We start from the raw sequence: 20,728 nt of genomic DNA, 5'->3' as shown, positions 1-20,728 counted from the left end.
CAAAAAAAAAGGCTTCCATAAAATTGGGAGCCTTCTTTTGTTCTTTCCAATTGATGATTTAACGCTCTATTTCCAGATTTAGATGCGGTCTTAATGAATCTAATACGCATTTGATGTTTTTGAGTTAGACTGCAATTAGTATACTGTTTTTCCAAAATTCATAAATTGCAGTCTAACTCAACTTTTTTCTTGAGACTTAGAGTATAGGGATGGGAGTGTTGGATATGATTATTATTTATAGTTTTACCTTATCCCATCCACTTATATGGCCAATTAAAAGTTAAAAATGAAAAAAAGCACTATTTGGTATTTGTTAATTAAACCTTATCATTATTTTCTCCTAATAGGGTTGTTTTTTATTGGGAATAATGCGGTCTATGCCCAATCTAAGGCAGAAATAAAATGGACGGAAGGTAGTCCCGCTCTGGTAATCGACGGTGAAACCTATCCGCCCTATGCCTATATGTCCTATTTAGGGGAGGAGGAATATTACAAGGAAATAGCGGGTACCGGTATCCATATTTATAACATTCCGGCCTATCTGGGAGAAGGGGGAATCAATACCATTTCAGGTATAGGTGCTTTTAGGCCACCCATTTGGTTAGCGGAAGGCAAATATGATTTTACTGGATTGGTAAAGGATTTTGAAAAGATTATAAAAGCAGATCCCAAGGCAAAAGTAATTATCCGTTTTTATCTAGATCCCCCGCAATGGTGGACGCAACTATATCCGGAAGCATCGGCCCATTTACCGGACGGTACTACTTTTCGCCAATGCTTTGCCTCGGAAATTTGGCGGGAAAAAACAGCGGAGGTATTCCGTGACTGTCTGGATTGGCTTTTAGATTCCCAATACTCCAACTTTTTGGCGGGAATACACGTTGCCAGTGGCCTTACAGAAGAATGGTTTTATCATCCCAAACAATATCAGGACCAAAACCCTGCCCGATTGCAGGCTTTCAGACAATGGTTAAAGGAACGTTACAAGAACAATGTTGCCTTGCGAAAGGCATGGAACAGCCCTTCACTTACTTTTGAAAATGCCCAATTGGCCAATATAGATGAATCGGCAAAAAGAAAGGAATGGAGGAATCCCGATCAGGAACAGAACTATATCGATACCTATCGCTTCCAAGCAGAGGTCTTGGTCGATAATATTGCCTATTTCAGCAAAATTGTCAAAGAAAAGAGCCAAGGCAACCTTTTAACGGGAGCCTTTTCCGGGTACCATTATTTTGTAGGCGACGCTAGGCGTGGACACGGTGCCCTGGCAAAGTTGTTGGATTGTCCGGACCTGGATTATCTGTCGAGCCCAAATGTCTATAACCGGGTAATAGGGGAGGACTGGCCGGCAATGGCAGCAATAAACTCTGTTCAGCTCCATGGTAAATTATGGCTTACGGAAAACGATACCCGAACTTCTATAACCACCTTGTTAAAAGATCGTTCAACCGGTATAGCACCTCCCGGACAGTATGAGAGCGGTGTATGGCTAGGTCCGGAGGATATGGACACCTCGGTATCCTTTCTATGGAAGAACACTGCTAGAATGCTTACACATGGGTATGGAGGCTGGTGGTTCGATATGTGGGGCGGATGGTTCAGTGACCCTGAACTATTGAATGTTTTAGAGAAAACACAGCAATTCCACAGCACATTCCCCCAATCACAGGGAGAAAAGATGAAACCACAGGTAGGGGTAGTGGTGGATGAAGAACTCTCTTTTTGGGATCCAACCTATGGTCAACTTACAGAGAATATTTTATCCAACCGTTATCCGTTGGCAAAGACAGGGACTTCATACGACCTATTTCTTCGAACAGACCTAAAGAGTATGTCAACCTCCCAATATAAGGTAGTTTGGCTTATGGGGTTTCTTGAACTCAGTTCCAAGGAGGAATCCCGAATAAAAAAGTGGAACAAAAATGGAATAACGGTACTATGGACCAATGGAAAAGGAACCAAAATTTTTGATCCAAATGGTGAGGAATTGTTTATGGACGGAAAACTTAAATGGTCGGCCTCGGAATTGGGAGAGACCTGGGAACAAGCTGGTGTACATAGGTATATTAATACCGAGGATGTATTCTATATCGGCCGAAACTGGATGGGCATACATACCATAGAAGGCGGGGAACGGACCATCAATTTTCCATACAAGGCCCAGGTGATAGATCCATTGGAGAATAAAATCCTGTACGATTCCACCAGACAGTTCAAATTGACATTGAAACCAAAATCAACGGTGCTATTAAGGGTAAATCCTTTATAGAATTAAAATAAAAAATCTTCGCTACGGATATGTAGGGCTTTTGCTGCTATTGCCGACAATTATATTAGACTTGTATTAATATAAATCGAGTGGTAGTCTGGGTTCATTGCAATTTTTATTACCTTTTCCTAGGATAGGACACCCGAAATCTTCCTGAACTTAAAAGATTTGCTATCTTCGATATCTGTTCAGATTAATTAGAGAATATATACTATGGAAATAAACGACTCCTTCGATCCAGGCTATTATCGCGCCAATGACAAAAGATACGATACCATGCAATATCGTCGTTGTGGAAAAAGCGGTATCCTTTTGCCTTTAATTTCTTTAGGGCTTTGGCATAATTTTGGTCATACCGATAATCTGGAAATGGGCCGTAATCTTTTACGTTGTGCTTTCAATAATGGGATTACCCATTTTGATCTGGCCAATAATTATGGACCGCCATACGGTGCTGCCGAAGAAAATTTTGGACAAATTTTTAAAAGAGATTTTAGGCCCTATAGAGACGAACTTATTATTTCAAGTAAGGCCGGTTGGGATATGTGGCCCGGGCCTTACGGTAATTTCGGGTCCCGTAAATATTTGATTGCATCTGCTAATCAAAGCCTTAAACGCATGGGACTGGAATACGTTGATATTTTTTATCATCATAGACCCGATCCCGATACCCCTTTGGAGGAAACAATGGGCGCCTTGCACCATTTGGTTCAAAGTGGAAAGGCACTATATGCTGGCATATCCCAGTATCCAGCAGATTTAACGGCCAAAGCCTCAAAAATCATGAAGGACCTTGGAACTCCCTTATTGATCCATCAACCTAGATATAATATGTTCGACCGTTGGGTGGAAGGTGGTTTGTTAGATGTATTGGAAGAACAGGGGATAGGGGCAATTGCTTTCTCGCCATTGGCTCAAGGTGTTTTGACCAAGAAATATTTAAAAGGTATTCCAGAAGATAGTCGTGCCAGTAAGGACGGGCGTTATTTGAAAGAAGACCAAATTACACCGGAAGTTTTGGATAAGGTGGGTCGACTAAATAAACTGGCTCAAAATCGAGGACAGAGCCTTGCGCAAATGGCTATTGCGTGGTTGTTGAAAGATCAGCGCATTTCTACGGTACTAGTTGGTGTTAGTCGTACCGAGCAATTACTGGACAATATAGAAGGTTTGAAGAATATTAGCTTTAACGAAACGGAATTAAAGGAGATAAAAGAGATATTGGGATAGGTATAATGAGGTTGGACCCTTGTGTATTATCTTTTGGGCATTAAGATTCTCAAGTCTAGTATTTATCCATTGGGAATAATAATAAAAAATAACAGATATGGAATTTAGCAATCTAAAAGCGATATACGTTAATTGTACCTTGAAAAAATCCCCTTTGCCCAGCCATACCTCCAAGTTGATGAATGTTTCCAAACAAATCATGGAAAAGGAAAAGGTGGACGTTGAAGTAATTCGTTTGGTAGATCATGAAGTGGCCAATGGGATATATCCCAATATGACGGAGCACGGGTGGAAGAAGGACGAATGGCCCCAAATTTTCAAAAAAATACTTGATGCCGATATTCTTATTATGGGTAGCCCCATATGGCTAGGGGAAAAATCCTCCATAGCACAAAAATTGATTGAAAGATTATATGGTATGAGTGGTGAAATCAATGAAAAGGGGCAATACATTTACTATGGCAAAGTGGGAGGTTGCATTATAACAGGCAACGAGGATGGCGTTAAACACTGTGCCATGGGGATTCTTTATTCCTTACAACACCTTGGGTATTCCATTCCTCCCCAAGCAGATTGTGGATGGATCGGAGAGGTAGGACCAGGACCCAGCTACGGGGATAAGGAATGGCAAGGGAAAAAACTTGAATCCGCTACGGGTTTTGATAGTGAATTCACTAACAAAAACACCACTTTTATGACCTATAATATTCTGCATTTGGCTTCTATGCTTAAAAAGCAAAATGGATACCCAGCCTATGGGAACTCTAAAGAAGAATGGCAGAAAGGGGAAAGGTGGAATTTTGAAAACCCAGAATATAGGTAATAGTAGAGGGAGTATTGGGCCTTTTAAAAATGACTGAGCAAATAATTTATTCATTATCTTGAAATCTACAATTAGAGTTCAATTATGCCTAAAGCTAAGAAACACCATATCGTTAAGATATTGGAGACACATTATATTACCCATGACGTAAAACGTTTTGTGGTGGAAAGACCTGCGGGATATGACTTTATTCCGGGACAGGCAACAGAGGTTTCCATTAACCTTCCGGAATTGAAGGACCAACTGAGACCTTTTACCTTTACCTCAATAATGGAGAATGGCTTTCTTGAATTTATTATCAAGATCTACAATGATCATGAGGGGGTCACCAATATGCTGGGCCGTACCCATGCGGGGGCAGAGCTTATTCTTCACGAGGTTTTTGGAGCCATTCAATACCAGGGACCTGGTGTTTTTATTGCCGGTGGAGCAGGAATTACGCCCTTTATATCCATTTTTAGACATCTGTATACCCATAAGAACCTTCATGGCAATAAATTGATTTATTCCAATAAAACATCGGAAGATGTTATTATGGAAGAAGAATTGCAAAAGATGCTCGATGGTAATTTTATTAAAATTTTTACCCGTGAAAATGTGGTGGGTTTTAGGGGGAATAGAATTGATCGTAAATACCTTATCAACAATATTTCCGACTTTGGACAGAACTTTTATTTATGTGGTCCCCAAAAGTTCGTAAAAAGTATTACCGAATTATTGTTGGAGCTTGGAGCTACGGCCGAAACGGTTATAATTGAGGAATAAGCATAAGATAACGGTGGGAAAGGTAATTCCTGGCAGCTATCAATGAAAAACAACAAGGTTTCGCTTCTACATTTATAGAACCTTGCTTGTGCAACTTCTCGTCCCTCTACAAATTAGAATTTAACCCAAACAATTAAGCATTAAAAAAGGCGGTCCCTTTCCGGACCACCTTTTTTAAAAAATTGGATAACCTAAAATTAAGCCAGATCAAAGCGATCCAAGTTCATCACTTTGGTCCAAGCTGAAACAAAATCCTTTATAAATTTATCTCCAGAATCTTCGCAGGCATACACCTCGGCAATGGCCCTAAGCTCTGAATTAGAACCAAAAATAAGGTCGGCTCTGGTGCCTGTCCATTGTAGTTCTCCGGTCTTGCGGTTACGTCCTTCAAAGACATTCTGGGAATCCGAAACGGCCTTCCAAGTAGTATCCATATCAAGTAAATTCAAAAAGAAGTCGTTCGTCAAAGCTTCTAAGCGTTTTGTGAAAACCCCGTGTTGTGAACCGTCATAATTGGTGTTAAGTACTCGCAAGCCACCAAGGAGGACGGACATTTCAGGAGTGGTTAGTGTCAATAATTGAGCCTTGTCCACGAGCATTTCCTCTGGTGTAACCTTGTAGGTATCCTTTGCATAATTTCGGAAACCATCGGCCCTTGGTTCTAGTGCTTCAAAAGCTTCTGCATCGGTTTGTTTCTCTGAGGCATCAGTGCGTCCAGGTGAAAATGGCACGTTCACTTGCTTACCTGCATTTTGCGCTGATTTCTCAACAGCAGCATTTCCTGCCAAAACAATAAGGTCTGCCAAGGAAACTTTCTTATTTCCGGATTGTGAAATGTTGAATTCCTTTTGGATCACTGTCAATTTTTCCAAAACATGGGCCAATAAAGTAGGGTTATTTACCTTCCAATTTTTTTGTGGTGCCAGACGGACACGTGCCCCGTTTGCTCCCCCTCGTTTATCTGAGCTCCTAAAAGTAGAGGCCGAAGCCCAAGCTGTTGATACCAACTGTGAAATAGAAAGACCTGATGCCAAAATTTTTGATTTCAGATCGGCAATGTCCTTAACATTGATCAATTCATGATCAACCGTAGGCACCGGATCTTGCCATATTAATTCTTCCTTAGGCACTTCAGGCCCTAGATATCGAGATACCGGACCCATATCACGGTGCACTAGTTTAAACCAGGCACGGGAGTAGGCATCTGCAAATTCCTCGGGATTTTCTAAAAAGTGTCTTGATATTTTCTCATATGCAGGATCCATGCGTAAAGATAGATCTGTAGTCAACATAAACGGTGCGTGCTTTATATTGGGATTGTGGGCATCAGGTACAGTTCCTACTCCAGCATTATCTTTTGGCTTCCATTGGTGTGCTCCTGCAGGACTTTTTGTTAATTCCCACTCGTAACCAAATAGATTTTCAAAAAAGGTGTGGCTCCATTTGGTAGGTGTATTGGTCCATGCACCCTCTATTCCACTGGTAATGGTATCGGCACCCTTTCCACTACCAAAGTTATTTTTCCATCCCAATCCCATGGCTTCTATGCCCGCTGCTGCAGGTTCTGCTTCTACATATTTATTGGGATCGGCAGCACCATGGGTTTTACCAAAAGTATGTCCGCCGGCAATCAGTGCCACCGTTTCGTAATCGTTCATAGCCATACGGCCAAAAGTATCGCGTATATAATGTGCAGACTCTATTGGATCTGGATTACCATTATGCCCTTCGGGATTTACATAGATCAACCCCATGTGGGCAGCTCCAAGCGGAGTTTCCAATTCTCCACTTTCGGAATAACGTTCTTTATTTCCCATCCATTCCGTTTCCGAACCCCAATAGACATCCTGTTCAGATTCCCATATATCCTCGCGGCCTCCAGCGAAACCGAACATTTTTAATCCCATGGATTCGTGTGCACAGTTTCCGGCCAATATCAATAGATCGGCCCAGGATAATTTCTTGCCGTATTTCTTTTTAATAGGCCACAGTAACAAACGGGCCTTATCCAGATTGGCATTGTCCGGCCAGCTATTTAGGGGCGCAAATCGCTGTGATCCTGAACCTGCACCACCGCGACCATCCTGTATACGGTAGGTGCCTGCACTATGCCAGGCCATACGAATAAAGAGAGGACCATAATGTCCATAATCTGCTGGCCACCAATCTTGACTAGTTGTCATTAATTTGTATAGGTCATTTTTTACCGCTGCCAGATCTAGCTTCTTAAATTCCTCTGCATAATTAAAATCCGGATTCATTGGATCTACCAAAGAAGAGTTTTGGCGAAGTATATTCAATTTTAATTGATTTGGCCACCATTCGCGGTTGCTAGTACCTCCACCAGCGACTTGATGTAATTCTCCGTTTAAAAAAGGGCATTGTGCACTCGATTCGTTTACATCCCATGTTTTACCGTTTGATGAAGAGTTTGAATGTGTCTTATTTTCCATTTTCGATGGTTTTTATTTGATAGTTCCTCTAAATTTACGATAATATTTTCTGATGGATTTGATTTTTTGATAACTAAAACTTATGGGAGTTAAAGAAAACTTATGACCCAACCCGGACTGGGCCATTTCTTCAATTAAGAGAACTTTAGAATAGAAAAACAAAATATATTTCTGGTAAAAAATAATCTTCACGGGAAAATAAAAGATTTTATAACTTTAGGTTTCACTGGTTTTATTTTTCATAGCCAGTTGTAATTATTGTTCTAAGATTGATTAAACCATGTTGGACAGTAACAATATAGAAATACATGAAACAGCATTTGTAACCTCTGCCTTTCGGGCTACAGATGTAAACCTAAGTAAAGATATTTTTGCCCATTTGTGGAGTAATCCCAAAACCGAAAAATGGATACAGGAATATCTGAAAAAGGTTTCTTCAGAGGAACCTTTTACGCATTGCTTAAGGAACAGATATTTTTTAGATAGCATTGGGAAGAATATTAAAATAAACGGCATTGAGGTATTAATAAATTTCGGAGCGGGGTTTAGTATGTATCCATTTCTGTTGGACAAAAAGATAATCAACATAGAAATTGATAAATCTGAGATTGTAGAATACAAAAGATTCAAAATAGATCAATGGCAAAAAACCAATGTGCTTCCCAAGCGAAATTTACATTTTATAGGAGTTGATTTTCGTTCGGATTACAAGGATGCATTATTGACAACCATTAACACATTAAAGGGCAACAAAAAATGCTTTATTCTAATTGAAGGGGTTTTATTCTTTTTGGACCGTGAAGAAACAGATAATTTGTTCGATCTCTTTAACATCATTCAAAATATGGGCGATATCATTGGCAGTGCATCCTTTAAAGACGAATTAAAGGAATCCTTGGCCTTTAAACGGTTGATGCACTTTTTTGTGGAGAAGGTAGCTAAGACAAAAGCGAGCGACTATCAAACTGTTCAGGATGAGTTTTACCAAAGGAGAGGGAATTATTCCTTAATGGATCATCAAGATTACTTTAGTCTCTCCAAGACCTATAACCATAAAATTAGACTACAAAAGGAACTTATCTTAAATGAAAATTTCTATCTCTTGCAGAAAATGAAATCCTAAATAATATGCTCTGATTAAAGGGTATATGAAAATTATGTACCTTAACCTGTTACCAAACTTTGACCAAATATAAACATGAAAAAACTTAAGTTTCCAACGGCACAAACTATTCTTATTCTAATTGCTGTATTGGTAACCATATTAACCTGGCTCGTTCCTGCCGGCAAATATGATAGTCTGGCATATGATGCCAAAAGCAATAGTTTCACTAAAATAAGCCCTGAAGAAAGTTTGGTATTTCCGGCGACACAGGCAACTTTGGAGGATCTGGGAATAAAAATTTCAATAGAAAAATTCACAAACGGGGATATCTATAAACCTATAGGTATTCCAAATACTTATAGGGAAATGAAGTCCCATCCTCAGGGTCTTGCCGCCTTGGCAAAATCGCCCATTAAGGGGATAATAGCCGCGGCCGACATTATTTTTTTAATCCTTATTATTGGCGGCCTCATCGGCATCATGAACCTAACTGGTGCTTTCAATGCTGGAATTTCCTGGATGGCGGAAATACTCAAAGGGCGGGAGTATATCCTAATAATTGCGGTAACGACTCTTATTGCCCTTGGGGGGACGACCTTTGGTCTAGCGGAGGAAACCATGGCGTTTTATCCAATTTTGATTCCGGTTTTTCTAGCGGCCAAGTATGACGCTATGGTTGGTCTTAGCTGTGTATTTCTAGGTTCTGGTATAGGTTCTATGTGTTCTACAGTAAATCCCTTTGCGACAATTATAGCTTCGGATGCTGCCGGAATTAGTTGGACTACGGGGCTCAATAATCGAGTGATAATGCTGCTTATATGTCTTACCATTACCATACTTTATATCCTTAGATACGCCAAGCGGGTAAAAGCCGATCCTACAAAATCGCTTATTTATGACCAAAAAGAAACTATTGACAAACTGTTTGGATTGAATACTATGGATATTACGGTAAAATTCACCAATAAACTGCGGCTAATCACAATAGTGTTTTCCTTGTGTTTCGTCGTTATGATTATTGGAGTTTCCTTTTTAGATTGGTGGTTCGTAGAAATGACAGCCACATTTCTTGTAGGGGCCATAATCATAGGCTTTATCGGTAGAATCAAGGAAAGCGATTTTGTGGAGGCCTTTGTCAAGGGTGCTGCCGATTTACTTAGTGTGGCATTTATAGTGGGAATCGCTAGGGGAGTTACCATTCTTATGGAAGATGGACTTATTAGCGATACGGTGTTGTATTATGCCAGCACCATCACCGAAGGTATGCATAAAGGCCTATTTGCCAATGTAATGCTCTTTATTTATGGGGGACTGTCATTTTTTATGCCATCGTCCTCGGGTATGGCCGTTTTGACCATGCCTATTTTTTCTCCCTTGGCGGATACGGTTAATATAGGTAGGGAAATAATTGTAGACACTTATTTATATGGGATGGGCTTATTTTATTTAATTAATCCTACAGGTTTAATTCTGGCAGCCTTGGCAATAGTGAAAATTGGTTTTGATAAATGGTTAAAATTTATTGTTCCCCTTCTTTTAATACTAACGGCTACCACTATGATTTTTTTGACTATTTCTGTGTTGTGAGATATAAATCAGAACATAGAAAGTTGCGTTGAACGTCTTCCTAATTTTTTTATAAAAAATTCCGTCAAATAATTAACTTTAGTAATTTTGATAGATACACGTAACCAGAAATATGGGAATCCTTGTTGGTATGGTTGAAGGGGATTTACAATATCCACCGAGCTAAGTAATATAAAAGAGAAAAGATGGAGAAGACAAAAATTTTGGTCCAAGCGACCATCTCTGCAGAAAAAAATAAGGTTTGGGATTATTACACCGGTCCGGAACACATAACAAAATGGAATTTTGCTACAGACGACTGGCAATGCCCACATGCCTCAAATGAAATGCATGTAGGAGGAAAATATTCTGCTCGAATGGAAGCTAAGGATGGTAGTTTTGGGTTCGATTTTGAAGCCATTTATGATGAAGTGGTTCTTGGAGAGAAGTTTTCCTATACTATGCCAGATGGGAGACAGGTAAAGGTCATCTTTAATAAGGTGGGGGATAAGACAGAAGTAAAAGTAAGCTTTGATGCTGAATCCGAAAATTCATTGGAAATGCAAAAGGGAGGATGGCAGGCCATACTCGATAACTTTAAAAAGTACACGGAGTCCAATTGAATATTGGGATATTCTTGATTGGATAGGGAGGAGGCGACTATCTATTCTCTTCCAGAAGGATTATCAGAGCGGATAGGCACCTAAGCAAAACGTAACGAGCACTTTATATTGGACCAAGGGGCACTATTGTGTGCCTCGAACATTTATTGATTGCCTATATTAATTATAAATATCAAAAGATTATTTGAGTAAATTTGCTTCTGGAAAAAAATGAAAAATAGAACCCACATATTAGCGCTATTTGTTTTTTTGCTGTTCCTTCCGATCAGTGAAGTTTTGGCATGTGGAAATTCCATGGAGAACTCCAAAATTGTAAGTAACAGTTGTTCTGCCAATTATCATCATACTGAAAAAAAATCTTGCTGTGACTCAGGTGAAAATCATGGTGATGATGGTTTGGGTGGAAGTTGTAGCAATAACCCTTGTTACTGCCCGGTTCCCATAAACGCTCCCGTTTATTTAACCGATTTTGAATTAACATCAACAAATAATTACAATGTATTGGAAGTTGATTGGGCATACACCCCAAAAATCCCAAAATTAGTTTATCTCCCCATTTGGCAACGGCCCAAAATAGGCTGACTTTTTTATGATGGCCATAGGTCTGACTTTTTATTACAAGAACGGGCTTATATATTAACTCAGAATAATTAATTTTTTAACAATTTGAAAAGGTTATCACAAACACCTTTTTACAAAATATTGGTACGATGAAAAAATCAATAAATATATTGATGGCAATTTTCTTATTGTTATCCTTAACAGAGGGTATGGCCCAAACAATTAATAAAAAATCTGAATCCCTGAAAATCTATGGAAACTGTGCAATGTGCGAGAAAACCATTGAGAAAGCAGGTAGTTTAAACAAGGAAGCCACAGTAGATTGGAACAAGGACACGAAAATGGCAATCATTGCCTATGATAGTCTGGCCACATCAAAAGAAGAAATTCTAAAGAGAATTGCTTTGGCAGGTTATGACAGTGATTTCTTTTTTGCGCCCGACGACACTTATGCGAATTTACCGGAATGTTGCCAATATGAAAGAGCTAAAAAAGATGTCCATGATATGGAGGCGCATGACATGAAAATAGCCAATGACCATTCACATCATGGTGCAATGACTCAAGCTAGTCAGGACAAAAATGCGCTTTCAAGTGTTTTTGAGAATTATTTCGTGCTTAAGGATGCCCTGATAAAAACAGATGGAGCTTTGGCCTCCACTTTGGCTGAAAGCCTTTTGAAATCGGTGACAGAAGTGCAAATGGATAAACTTCCTATGGACGTTCATATGGTTTGGATGAAGGTGCTAAAAAACCTTAGGGAAGACCTTGCTGGTATGGTGGCAACCAAAGACATTGGAAAACAGCGTGATTATTTTATATCACTGTCAAAAAACATGTATGACGTTATAAAGGTTTCAAAATCCCAAGCACCCGTATATTACCAATTTTGTCCAATGGCCAATGGAGGTAAAGGCGCCAATTGGCTTAGTAAGGACGAAATCATTAAGAATCCATATTATGGTTCACAGATGTTGAGTTGTGGCAGTACCGTAGAAACCATAAACTAACTGAGAAATGATCGGACACAAAAAATGTTGGGCAGTATTAATGGTAATACTGTCCATCCATTTTGGCTATGGCCAAAATGTAGTTAGATATGAATTAACGGTAACGGATACAATTGTTAATTTTTCGGGCAAAGAAAAAAGGGCTATTGCTGTCAACGGGCAAATTCCGATGCCAACACTTACGTTTACAGAAGGTGATATTGCAGAAATAGTGGTTCACAATAAACTTAAGGAAGGGACCTCTTTACACTGGCACGGGGTATACCTTCCCAACAAGGAAGATGGGGTGCCTTTTCTGACCCAATTGCCGATTGCACCTAACACTACGCATACCTACAGTTTTCCTATTATTCAAAACGGAACTCATTGGTATCACAGTCATAGTGGTTTACAGGAACAAATAGGAATGTATGGATCTTTGGTACTAAAGAAAAAGGAATCGGATCCCACCTTTAGAAAAGGTATAGATGACTTACCTGCTGTTCCCATTATTTTGAGCGAATGGACAGATATAAAACCTGAAAATGTGCATAGGATGTTGCATAATGCCAACGACTGGGGTGGAATTAAGAAAGGCACCGTACAGAGTTATTCGGAGGCTATAAAGGCGGGACATTTTAAGACTAAACTGGAAAACGAATGGAAGCGTATGCTAGCCATGGACGTAAGTGATGTGTATTACGATAAATTTCTTGTCAACGGTAAGGAGGAAAGCCAACTGCCCCAATTTAAGGCAGGGGAGAAGGTGCGTTTACGCATATCCAATGGTGGAGCGTCTTCCTATTTTTGGCTCACTTACGCTGGAGGAAAAATAACTGTTGTGGCAAATGATGGAAATGATGTGGAACCAGTTGAGGTTGACCGATTAATTATTGGCGTTTCGGAAACATATGACGTGGTAGTCAATATTCCTCAGGAGAATACTGCCTATGAATTTTTGGTAACCCCAGAGGACCGTACCAAGTCGGCCTCAATTTACTTGGGAAATGGAACCATTCAATTGAAAAGTAGAATGCCTAAACTGAAGTATTTTGAAGGTATGAAAATGATGAACGGCATGATGAATATGGACGGAACCATGGATGATATGGGCATGGATATGTCCCTTCAAAAAATGGATATGAACACAGTGATGTATCCAGAGGTTACTGGCAGTGCTGATATGAAAATGGACCATGCAAATCATTCCATGAAAACCGATGAAGATTTGGTGACTTTAAATTACGGAATGTTAAAAGCACCACATCCTACGACCTTGCCTAAAGATGCCCCCGTCAGGGAACTCCGTTTTGAACTAACGGGAAATATGAACCGTTACGTGTGGAGCATGGACAATAAAGTGCTGTCAGAAACAGATAAAATCTTGATCAAAAAGGGTGAGAATGTAAGGATAACACTTTACAACGGATCGATGATGAGGCACCCCATGCACCTGCACGGTCACGATTTTAGGGTAATTAACGGACAAGGGGAATTTGCGCCATTAAAGAACGTTTTGGATATAATGCCCATGGAGACCGATACCATAGAGTTTCTCGCAAATGTGGAAGGAGATTGGTTTTTTCACTGCCACATTCTTTATCATATGATGGCGGGAATGAACCGTGTTTTTTCTTATGAGGAGCAAGCTCCCAATCCGTATCTTCCCAATAAGGAATGGGCCTACAAGAAGTTGCAAAAGGAAAGTAACGAATTCCATTTTATGGCGGAAAACGACTTTGCAACCAATGGCAACGATGGAATGGCAATGCTGCAAAATGCCCGTTGGAGTTTTGGTACGGAATGGCGTTTAGGGTATCATGATGGACATGGTTACGAAAGTGAAACCCATATCGGTAGATATATTGGAAAAAATCAGTGGTTTATGCCATTTGTAGGGTTCGATTGGCGCTATCGAAAATCAGAGGGAAGCGTAGAAAAAAACATATTTGGGCAAGGAAATACAAAGGATACCAGGGCTGTAGCAAGTCTTGGAGCTGAATATACCTTACCAATGTTGGTAACCATACAAGGAGAGATATTTACGGACGGGAATATACGTTTTCAACTGATGCGGGAGGATATTCCGGTTAGTCCAAGATTGCGATGGGCCTTTATGGTTAATACGGATAAGGAATATATGACTGGTTTCAAGTATATCGTAACACGTAATCTAGGACTTTCCTCACATTATGATAGTGATATGGGACTTGGATTTGGTGCCACCTTGAATTATTGAGTCCATAAATTAAATTGCTAACGCTGGACTTTGGATTATAACATAAGTCTGTGGTTTAAATAAAGTATACCAAAGCCCTATTTTGAAATCATCTAGCAAAATAGGGCTTTTGCTGTTTGTTTTACCTAAACAGAAGATTGTATCTTTATGAGATGACTACAACAAATAATTTCCGGGAATTGGAAACTAACCGACTTCTATTGCGAAGATTGGTGGAGACAGACTGGGAAATGATCCGTTATCTACGCTCGGATAAGGAAGTCAACAAGTTTGTGAAAAGACAGCCTGCAGAAACAAAGGAAAAAGCACTGGCCTTTATAGCTAAGACTAACAACGGAATTAGCAGTAGGCTACTGTACCAATGGTGTATTACCGTAAAAAATAGTCCTGCTATGATAGGAAATATTGTTCTCTGGAATTTTTCCGAGGATCGTAAAACAGCGGAATTGGGGTACGACTTAAGTCCTGAATTTCAAGGAAAGGGCATAATGGACGAGGCTGTGAAAGCAGTGATTACTTTTGGGTTCCACCAATTGGAACTTAATGCAATCGAAGCCTTCACTACCAAACAAAATGAGAGCTCAAAGAAATTACTGCTTAGAAATCAATTTATATGGAATGTAAGCAGAAAGGACTCTGCAAATGAAGACAATATGATTTACGAGCTTTATAAATCCAATTGTTAACAGTGCACCAAAGATTTTATATCTTACAGTTATAATAGAGACAGTTATAAAAACCACATCCTTTAAAACCAAATACAATGCAATACTCAAGAAATTCATTTTTAAAAACCCTTGGTCTGGGTGGCGTATTGGCTACCAGTTCAGTTTTGACCGCTAGTCCATTCAAGGAAATTTTAGGGGCAAGTCATGTAGGCACGAAAGCAAGAAGCCTCACGCTGGGATTGGCATCCTATTCCACGCGAAAATTTAGTTTGGATGAAACATTGGCAATGGCCAACCGATTAAATCTCAAGCACATTGCGCTTAAAAGCATGCATATGCCATTGGAGAGCAGTGAGGAAGAGATAAAAACTATAACTTCAAAATTTGATGATGCCGGAATAAGTCTTTATGGCGCTGGGGTTATCTATATGAAAACAGCACAGGAAGTTAAAGATGCTTTCCGTTATGCTAAAGCGGCCAAGATCAAGGTGATTATAGGGGTGCCCAATCACGACTTATTGCATTTGGTGGAAATGAAGGTGAAGGAGACCGATATAAAGTTAGCCATACATAATCATGGGCCAGGAGATGAGGTGTACCCAACACCTGAAGTGGTTTACAATAAAATTAAAATGCTCGATTCCCGTATTGGACTTTGTATAGATGTAGGTCATGTACAAAGACTGGGATTAGATCCCGTAAAGAACATTAAAAAATACGCTGATCGTTTGTATGATGTTCATCTTAAAGATGTGGACAAGTCGGAGGCCGATGGTAAGTCGATCGAGTTTGGAAGAGGGGTGTTAGATATCCCGGCCGTTCTCAAGACCTTGAAAGGGATTAACTATACAGGAGTAATGGCCATGGAATTTGAAAAGGATTCCGATGATGTTTTTGCAGGCCTAGCTGAATGTGTTGGCTTTGTAAACGGAGCATTGGACGCCATGAAATAGGGGGCATATATGTAAATCGATGGTTGAATAAAAGATGGGCACGCTTCCAAAATATCATATCCTATTTTTAATTGCTGTGATGGCTTTTGGAGGTTCAATTTACGCGCAACTACCATATATACAAGATGTGGAAGGAAGTCGCCCCGTAGATTTCACCCAAATATGGTTGTCGCATGAGCATATTCTGGTCGACTTTATTGGGGCCGATAGTATTCAACCAGGCAGTTGGAGCCACGAAACCATAATTGCGGAAGTAACTCCTTATTTGGAAGAACTGGCAGCCTTTAAAGTTAATTATTTTGTGGATGCCACTCCTGCTTATCTAGGAAGGGATGTGCTACTTTTAGAAAAACTTGCTGTAAAAACAGGACTGAAGATCATCACCAATACAGGGCTATATGGGGCGCGAAATAATAAATTCCTCCCTAAATATGTCCAAGAAATTACGGCTGAAAAACTAGCGGTAAAGTGGATAACTGAATTTAAGAACGGCATAGATGGTACTTCTATTAAACCTGGTTTTATCAAGATTGGGGTAGATACTGCTGACCCTTTGGATACCCTACACGAAAAATTGGTAAAAGCCGCTGCCCTTACCAGTTTAGAAACGGGATTAACCATTGCTTCCCATACCGGAAGAGCTATAGGTCTATGGCCTCAACTGAAGATACTTACAGAAACCGGGGTTTCTCCAAACTCATTTATTTGGGTACATGCTCAGGCGGAAGATGATAACGATGCCTATCTAAAGGCTGCCGCCATGGGTTGCTGGATAAGTCTGGACGGATTGGGTTGGGAAGTGGACAGGCATCTTAAGAAACTGTTGTTTGCCAAAGAACATGGCATTCTAGATCGAATTCTAATATCCCATGATGCGGGTTGGTACGATCCCCAAAAACAACAACAAACCATTACCCCTTATACTAATATTTTTGGCAAACTCCTTCCGGAACTAAGAAAGCAAGGCTTTACGGAAGAGGATATTAATCTATTGATGTCTGTAAATCCGGCTAAGGCTTTTGGTATAGAAAGGGAGTAGGTAAATTACTAGCTAAGTGCTGTCCTAAAATTACTGTGACCAGGAATAGCTGGATATATAAGGCAGGGGAGTACCTAATACTCAATCTCCAATTCCTCGTATTGTACTTCCTCAATTATATCTGTCCTGTTGGAATCTATTTTGGGATTGTAAAGATCCTTGCTAATGGGATGGGCTTTTAAGGCCACATCCTCCATATCATCTTCCATGACATTACGGATTTCTTCTTCGTTGAGGTCGTTATTCAACCATAGGTCCACATCCTCATCCCTTAGTATAATGGGCCTTCTATTTTTGGTGTTGTGTATTTTTTTAAAAAGGGGAGTGGCGGCCTTGGTCAAGATGGTAAAGGTATTGTAACCATCCTTAGTCGTAGTGTAGAGTCCGGCGAGGCTCATAAGGGCCTCGTTTCTTCGTTCAAAATAAAAAGGAATCTTGAACTTTTTAGGTGCCGTATGGGGTTCGTAAAATCCGTTTACAGGAATTACGCAACGTTTGGTCATGGCACTGAACCTATAAATAAAATGATCAAAAAATTTTTCCGATTGGGCATTGAGTCCCGCCCCAAATCTGGCCGCATCCTAATAATAGTTTTTAAAATCAGCTCCCATACTGCTTTGTGGCATTATGCCCCACATCGAAGGGGTAATATGGTTACTGCTTTCTTGGGGGATAATCCATAACAAGGGGTGTGCCCATCCGTTGGCGTGGTGATAGGTGAGTTCTCCTTCTATTGGGGTCTTGCCCATTAATTTGGAAACATTGTAAAATTTTTCCACATCCTTAATAGAGGTGGTTGCCCTGGTACCGAAACACATAAAAATAGTTTTACCCTAATTTAAGAATTTAACTTTTCTGGATTGACTACAAAATCAAAAAATTGTAAATTTGGAAAATATCCATAAAATAGGATTATATCCAAATAATGAAATATATTGTATATAGGAATCATGATCGATATGCCATTAAACGCCTCTTAATGGAAATAGGTGCGCACCAGTTGAACAAGGAATGCGAATTGATGCGACTTCCTTTTCCAAAACGTTTGGGCCTATTTTATATTGAAAGTTCGGATGATTGCGTGTACTTGGTATACAAATATTACGATGGGGAAAGAAAGGTCATGAAACTGGATCGTTTTGAACTCCCCGAGGCGGGCTGGGAACGGGTTAATTTGGAGTGAAGCTTAATTGGCGTTGGATGGTATTGAGAATTGAATAGTGAGAAGTGCACAGTCTTCAGTAATCAGGGAAGTTCATGTTCAGTCTAATTTTCAAGTTTGCGGAACCAGTCATTTCGAATGAATATGAGAAATCGCACAAGTAGCTCCAGCCTTTTATGTGTGACTTCTCTCGTCCAGAAAAGGGACTCTGCCGAAGTGACCTAAATTGTCCGTTCGAATGCGTTCTGATATCTATCGGGAGAGAACTCCTTGGGTGTAAATCAGCTATCGGTTCCCCTCCAAGAACGAAGAGGGGAATGAATTTTGCGCCAGTTCGCGCGAAAGTAGCGGGGTTATGGATTGTGAAGTAGTCAATATTCTTCCAAGGTATGTTCATAAGTAGTTTTGACCCTTGATGGAAACGATAACTGACATAAATTTTGTGCTGCGTTGTTCCACTAAAACAACGTATGTTTACGTTCATATAAAACCACCACTATCTTTAAACCAAATATGACCCCAATATTCCCAGGATATAAAGAAATTAATTCCATCTCCAACCTATCCTATATAGCTTAACCCACCAACCCTGTTAATGAAAAAACCACTTCTTTATTCAATACTCTTTTTGATTATTGCTTGTAATTCGGACAATGTTGTCCCAGTGACTAATGTAGAAGTAATTCCAACAGAGGAAGAGACTTTGCCAGAAGAGGAGGAGGAGGAGGAAGTGCCAGTGGAAGAGGTTTTATTGCCAGAAGAGGTTTTCCCAGCAGGCAGTTTGAACAGTTTTTTTTCCAACTGTCTAATCTCCGATAGATCCAGCAATATTGCCAGAAAGAATCCAATACAGATAACAGAATATGATCAGGGCAATAACAGAATCAAAACCAATTATTCAAACTTGGAAAACCTATTGGTGCAGGGTACCAATAATCAAAGTTGGTTTGTAACCCAAAATGCGGAAGCTTCAACCGTAGTTGAAATAGTAAGTGTAAATACAACCGAGGGTTGGATCGGCCTTGGGAATACCTATTTCGGAAGTTTAAATACCAGAATTGGTTCGACCTTGGAATTTTTTAATCCATTTATCAATTACGAAATTATTAATGATAGGCCATTATTTAGCCCTTACCCTACCGTTATATCTGAAGAAAACCTGCATTACATTCAACCTGGGGGTATCATTGAAAAATCTGATGGCACTTATATTTTATTAACTCCTGTAGTATTCGGTCCTCATACCAAAAGAAGTATTTATTATGCAAGCAGTACCAACTTGGAAGATTGGACTTACCATGATGACCTAGTATTGGAGACGATGACTATCCCTTTTGCCAAAGCAAATGGCAACGTGTTTTCTACGGGAAATCCGCTTAGGTTGGAAGACGGTAGTTTACTAGTGCTGCTAGGGGTACAACAGCCCAATAACAATTATACTTCTGCATATATGATTGTGGATGAGGAGCTAAATATTTTGCAACAACCAACCGAAATAATGATTCCGGAATGGAATGGTTTAGATCAAAACAGTTTTCCCTTGTCCATCACCAAATTTAATAATGAGTACAGGATATTATTTCACCGAAGAAATCCAAGTTTTATAGATAGGGAAATCCATGAGATTGTTGCTTCAAATTTGTTCGATGCCCTGAATTTGAATCAAAGTATTATCTCTTCCAATATTATCCACAAAGGAAATACCAGAAGTGGTTATTTACGGGGGAAAGCAGATGATGCTGCATATATGGAATTTAATTCGGAACTCTATATTCTCCTAGGGGGTGAAGATCTAGGGTCTACCTATTTAACTTCTAGGAATCGGGAATACGGACTGGTTAAGTGGAACGGAGGTAGTTGGAATCATGATAGTAGAAGTCCATTATTGGTAAACCCTGTGCAATTGTACAAAAAGTATCCTGCCTATGATTGGGCTTGGGATCACCTGGGAGCCTTTGTCTCCCCAATTATAAAGAATAACACCCTATACGTTTTTATGGCTTTTGGGACGGACAATCCCGATTATTTTATATCTGGCATAAAGGTGTCCTTAAATTAGTCGTCTATAAATTTAATAATGCTGATCTAATAGGGTAGTCGACAGATAGTTTCCAGTGAACAGTTCTCTACAGCCAGAAGGCATTAGCCATCCCGATATTCTTATGGATTGACCAAGGGTAAATTATAGTTTTTTTCATATTTTCTGTTTTCTTTGATCAAAGTAAAGATCCTGTTGATTATTTTGGCCCGTACCGCATTGATTACCGTCATTTTATTTTT

Annotated in this window: 17 protein-coding genes and 1 pseudogene; 15 read left to right on the top strand and 3 right to left on the bottom strand. The window is 39.7% G+C overall.

The genetic code is table 11. From position 1 onward, the window contains the following. Nucleotides 1-286 precede the first annotated feature (286 nt). The 4 genes from CWD90_RS18465 to CWD90_RS18450 all read left to right on the top strand — a co-directional run bounded on the left by CWD90_RS18465 (nucleotide 287) and on the right by CWD90_RS18450 (nucleotide 5,090). Nucleotides 287-2,272, top strand: coding sequence for a beta-galactosidase (locus CWD90_RS18465; RefSeq protein WP_103477550.1), 1,986 nt, complete (start codon nucleotides 287-289; stop codon nucleotides 2,270-2,272). Nucleotides 2,273-2,485: 213 nt separating this feature from the next. Then, nucleotides 2,486-3,502, top strand: coding sequence for an L-glyceraldehyde 3-phosphate reductase (gene mgrA, locus CWD90_RS18460; protein WP_103477549.1), 1,017 nt, complete (start codon nucleotides 2,486-2,488; stop codon nucleotides 3,500-3,502). Between the two features lie 97 nt (nucleotides 3,503-3,599). Next, nucleotides 3,600-4,325 carry a flavodoxin family protein gene (locus tag CWD90_RS18455; protein ID WP_103477548.1) on the top strand — a complete coding sequence of 242 codons (726 nt, stop codon included), beginning with the start codon at nucleotides 3,600-3,602 and terminating at the stop codon, nucleotides 4,323-4,325. 84 nt (nucleotides 4,326-4,409) lie between these two features. Continuing rightward, nucleotides 4,410-5,090, top strand: a complete 681-nt coding sequence (locus CWD90_RS18450; RefSeq protein WP_103477547.1) for an FAD-binding oxidoreductase — start codon at nucleotides 4,410-4,412, stop codon at nucleotides 5,088-5,090. A gap of 197 nt (nucleotides 5,091-5,287) precedes the next feature. Here the strand turns inward: CWD90_RS18450 and katG are convergent, their stop codons facing one another. Then, nucleotides 5,288-7,543, bottom strand: coding sequence for a catalase/peroxidase HPI (gene katG / locus CWD90_RS18445; RefSeq protein WP_103477546.1), 2,256 nt, complete (start codon nucleotides 7,541-7,543; stop codon nucleotides 5,288-5,290). A gap of 280 nt (nucleotides 7,544-7,823) precedes the next feature. On the opposite strand from katG, the gene CWD90_RS18440 reads away from it, so the two are divergent. The 9 genes from CWD90_RS18440 (at nucleotide 7,824) to CWD90_RS18400 (ending at nucleotide 17,286) form a co-directional block, all read left to right on the top strand. After that, nucleotides 7,824-8,666 (top strand): class I SAM-dependent methyltransferase, encoded by an 843-nt coding sequence (locus CWD90_RS18440; protein WP_103477545.1) that lies wholly within the window; start codon nucleotides 7,824-7,826, stop codon nucleotides 8,664-8,666. A gap of 75 nt (nucleotides 8,667-8,741) precedes the next feature. Beyond that, nucleotides 8,742-10,235: a YfcC family protein gene (locus CWD90_RS18435; protein ID WP_103477544.1), complete on the top strand. Its 1,494-nt coding sequence runs from the start codon at nucleotides 8,742-8,744 to the stop codon at nucleotides 10,233-10,235. Between the two features lie 185 nt (nucleotides 10,236-10,420). Further along, nucleotides 10,421-10,837, top strand: a complete 417-nt coding sequence (locus CWD90_RS18430) for an SRPBCC family protein (RefSeq protein WP_103477543.1) — start codon at nucleotides 10,421-10,423, stop codon at nucleotides 10,835-10,837. Nucleotides 10,838-11,047: 210 nt separating this feature from the next. Beyond that, a complete protein-coding gene (locus CWD90_RS18425; RefSeq protein WP_103477542.1) occupies nucleotides 11,048-11,419 on the top strand; it encodes a hypothetical protein in 372 nt (123 codons plus the stop codon). A gap of 128 nt (nucleotides 11,420-11,547) precedes the next feature. Beyond that, entirely contained in the window at nucleotides 11,548-12,408 is an 861-nt protein-coding gene (locus tag CWD90_RS18420) for a DUF3347 domain-containing protein (protein WP_239986560.1), read from the top strand. Between the two features lie 40 nt (nucleotides 12,409-12,448). Continuing rightward, the gene (locus CWD90_RS18415; RefSeq protein ID WP_239986561.1) at nucleotides 12,449-14,626 is read left to right on the top strand and encodes a multicopper oxidase family protein; all 2,178 of its coding nucleotides are present in this window, start codon (nucleotides 12,449-12,451) and stop codon (nucleotides 14,624-14,626) included. A gap of 152 nt (nucleotides 14,627-14,778) precedes the next feature. Then, nucleotides 14,779-15,312 carry a GNAT family N-acetyltransferase gene (locus tag CWD90_RS18410; protein ID WP_103477540.1) on the top strand — a complete coding sequence of 178 codons (534 nt, stop codon included), beginning with the start codon at nucleotides 14,779-14,781 and terminating at the stop codon, nucleotides 15,310-15,312. 77 nt (nucleotides 15,313-15,389) lie between these two features. Then, the gene (locus tag CWD90_RS18405) at nucleotides 15,390-16,247 is read left to right on the top strand and encodes a sugar phosphate isomerase/epimerase family protein (protein WP_103477539.1); all 858 of its coding nucleotides are present in this window, start codon (nucleotides 15,390-15,392) and stop codon (nucleotides 16,245-16,247) included. 34 nt (nucleotides 16,248-16,281) lie between these two features. Further along, the gene (locus CWD90_RS18400) at nucleotides 16,282-17,286 is read left to right on the top strand and encodes a phosphotriesterase family protein (RefSeq protein ID WP_239986559.1); all 1,005 of its coding nucleotides are present in this window, start codon (nucleotides 16,282-16,284) and stop codon (nucleotides 17,284-17,286) included. Between the two features lie 74 nt (nucleotides 17,287-17,360). Here CWD90_RS18400 and CWD90_RS18395 read toward each other — a convergent pair. Then, nucleotides 17,361-17,831 (bottom strand): annotated as a pseudogene (locus CWD90_RS18395) (SOS response-associated peptidase); the annotation flags it as partial. A gap of 36 nt (nucleotides 17,832-17,867) precedes the next feature. After that, complete coding sequence (locus CWD90_RS18390) at nucleotides 17,868-18,104, bottom strand: hypothetical protein (RefSeq protein WP_103477537.1); 237 nt, start codon at nucleotides 18,102-18,104, stop codon at nucleotides 17,868-17,870. A 107-nt stretch (nucleotides 18,105-18,211) separates the two neighbouring features. Here CWD90_RS18390 and CWD90_RS18385 point away from each other — a divergent pair, with 107 nt between their 5' ends. Together CWD90_RS18385 and CWD90_RS18380 are read left to right on the top strand one after the other, a co-directional pair. Then, nucleotides 18,212-18,469, top strand: a complete 258-nt coding sequence (locus tag CWD90_RS18385) for a hypothetical protein (protein WP_103477536.1) — start codon at nucleotides 18,212-18,214, stop codon at nucleotides 18,467-18,469. Nucleotides 18,470-19,043: 574 nt separating this feature from the next. Beyond that, nucleotides 19,044-20,507: a hypothetical protein gene (locus CWD90_RS18380; protein ID WP_103477535.1), complete on the top strand. Its 1,464-nt coding sequence runs from the start codon at nucleotides 19,044-19,046 to the stop codon at nucleotides 20,505-20,507. Nucleotides 20,508-20,728: the final 221 nt, after the last annotated feature.

Source organism: Arenibacter catalasegens (assembly GCF_002909235.1).
In the GTDB taxonomy this organism is placed as follows: Bacteria; Bacteroidota; Bacteroidia; order Flavobacteriales; family Flavobacteriaceae; genus Arenibacter; species Arenibacter catalasegens.
Note: the sequence above shows the minus strand (reverse complement) of the source record. Positions and strands in the feature narration are given on the sequence as shown.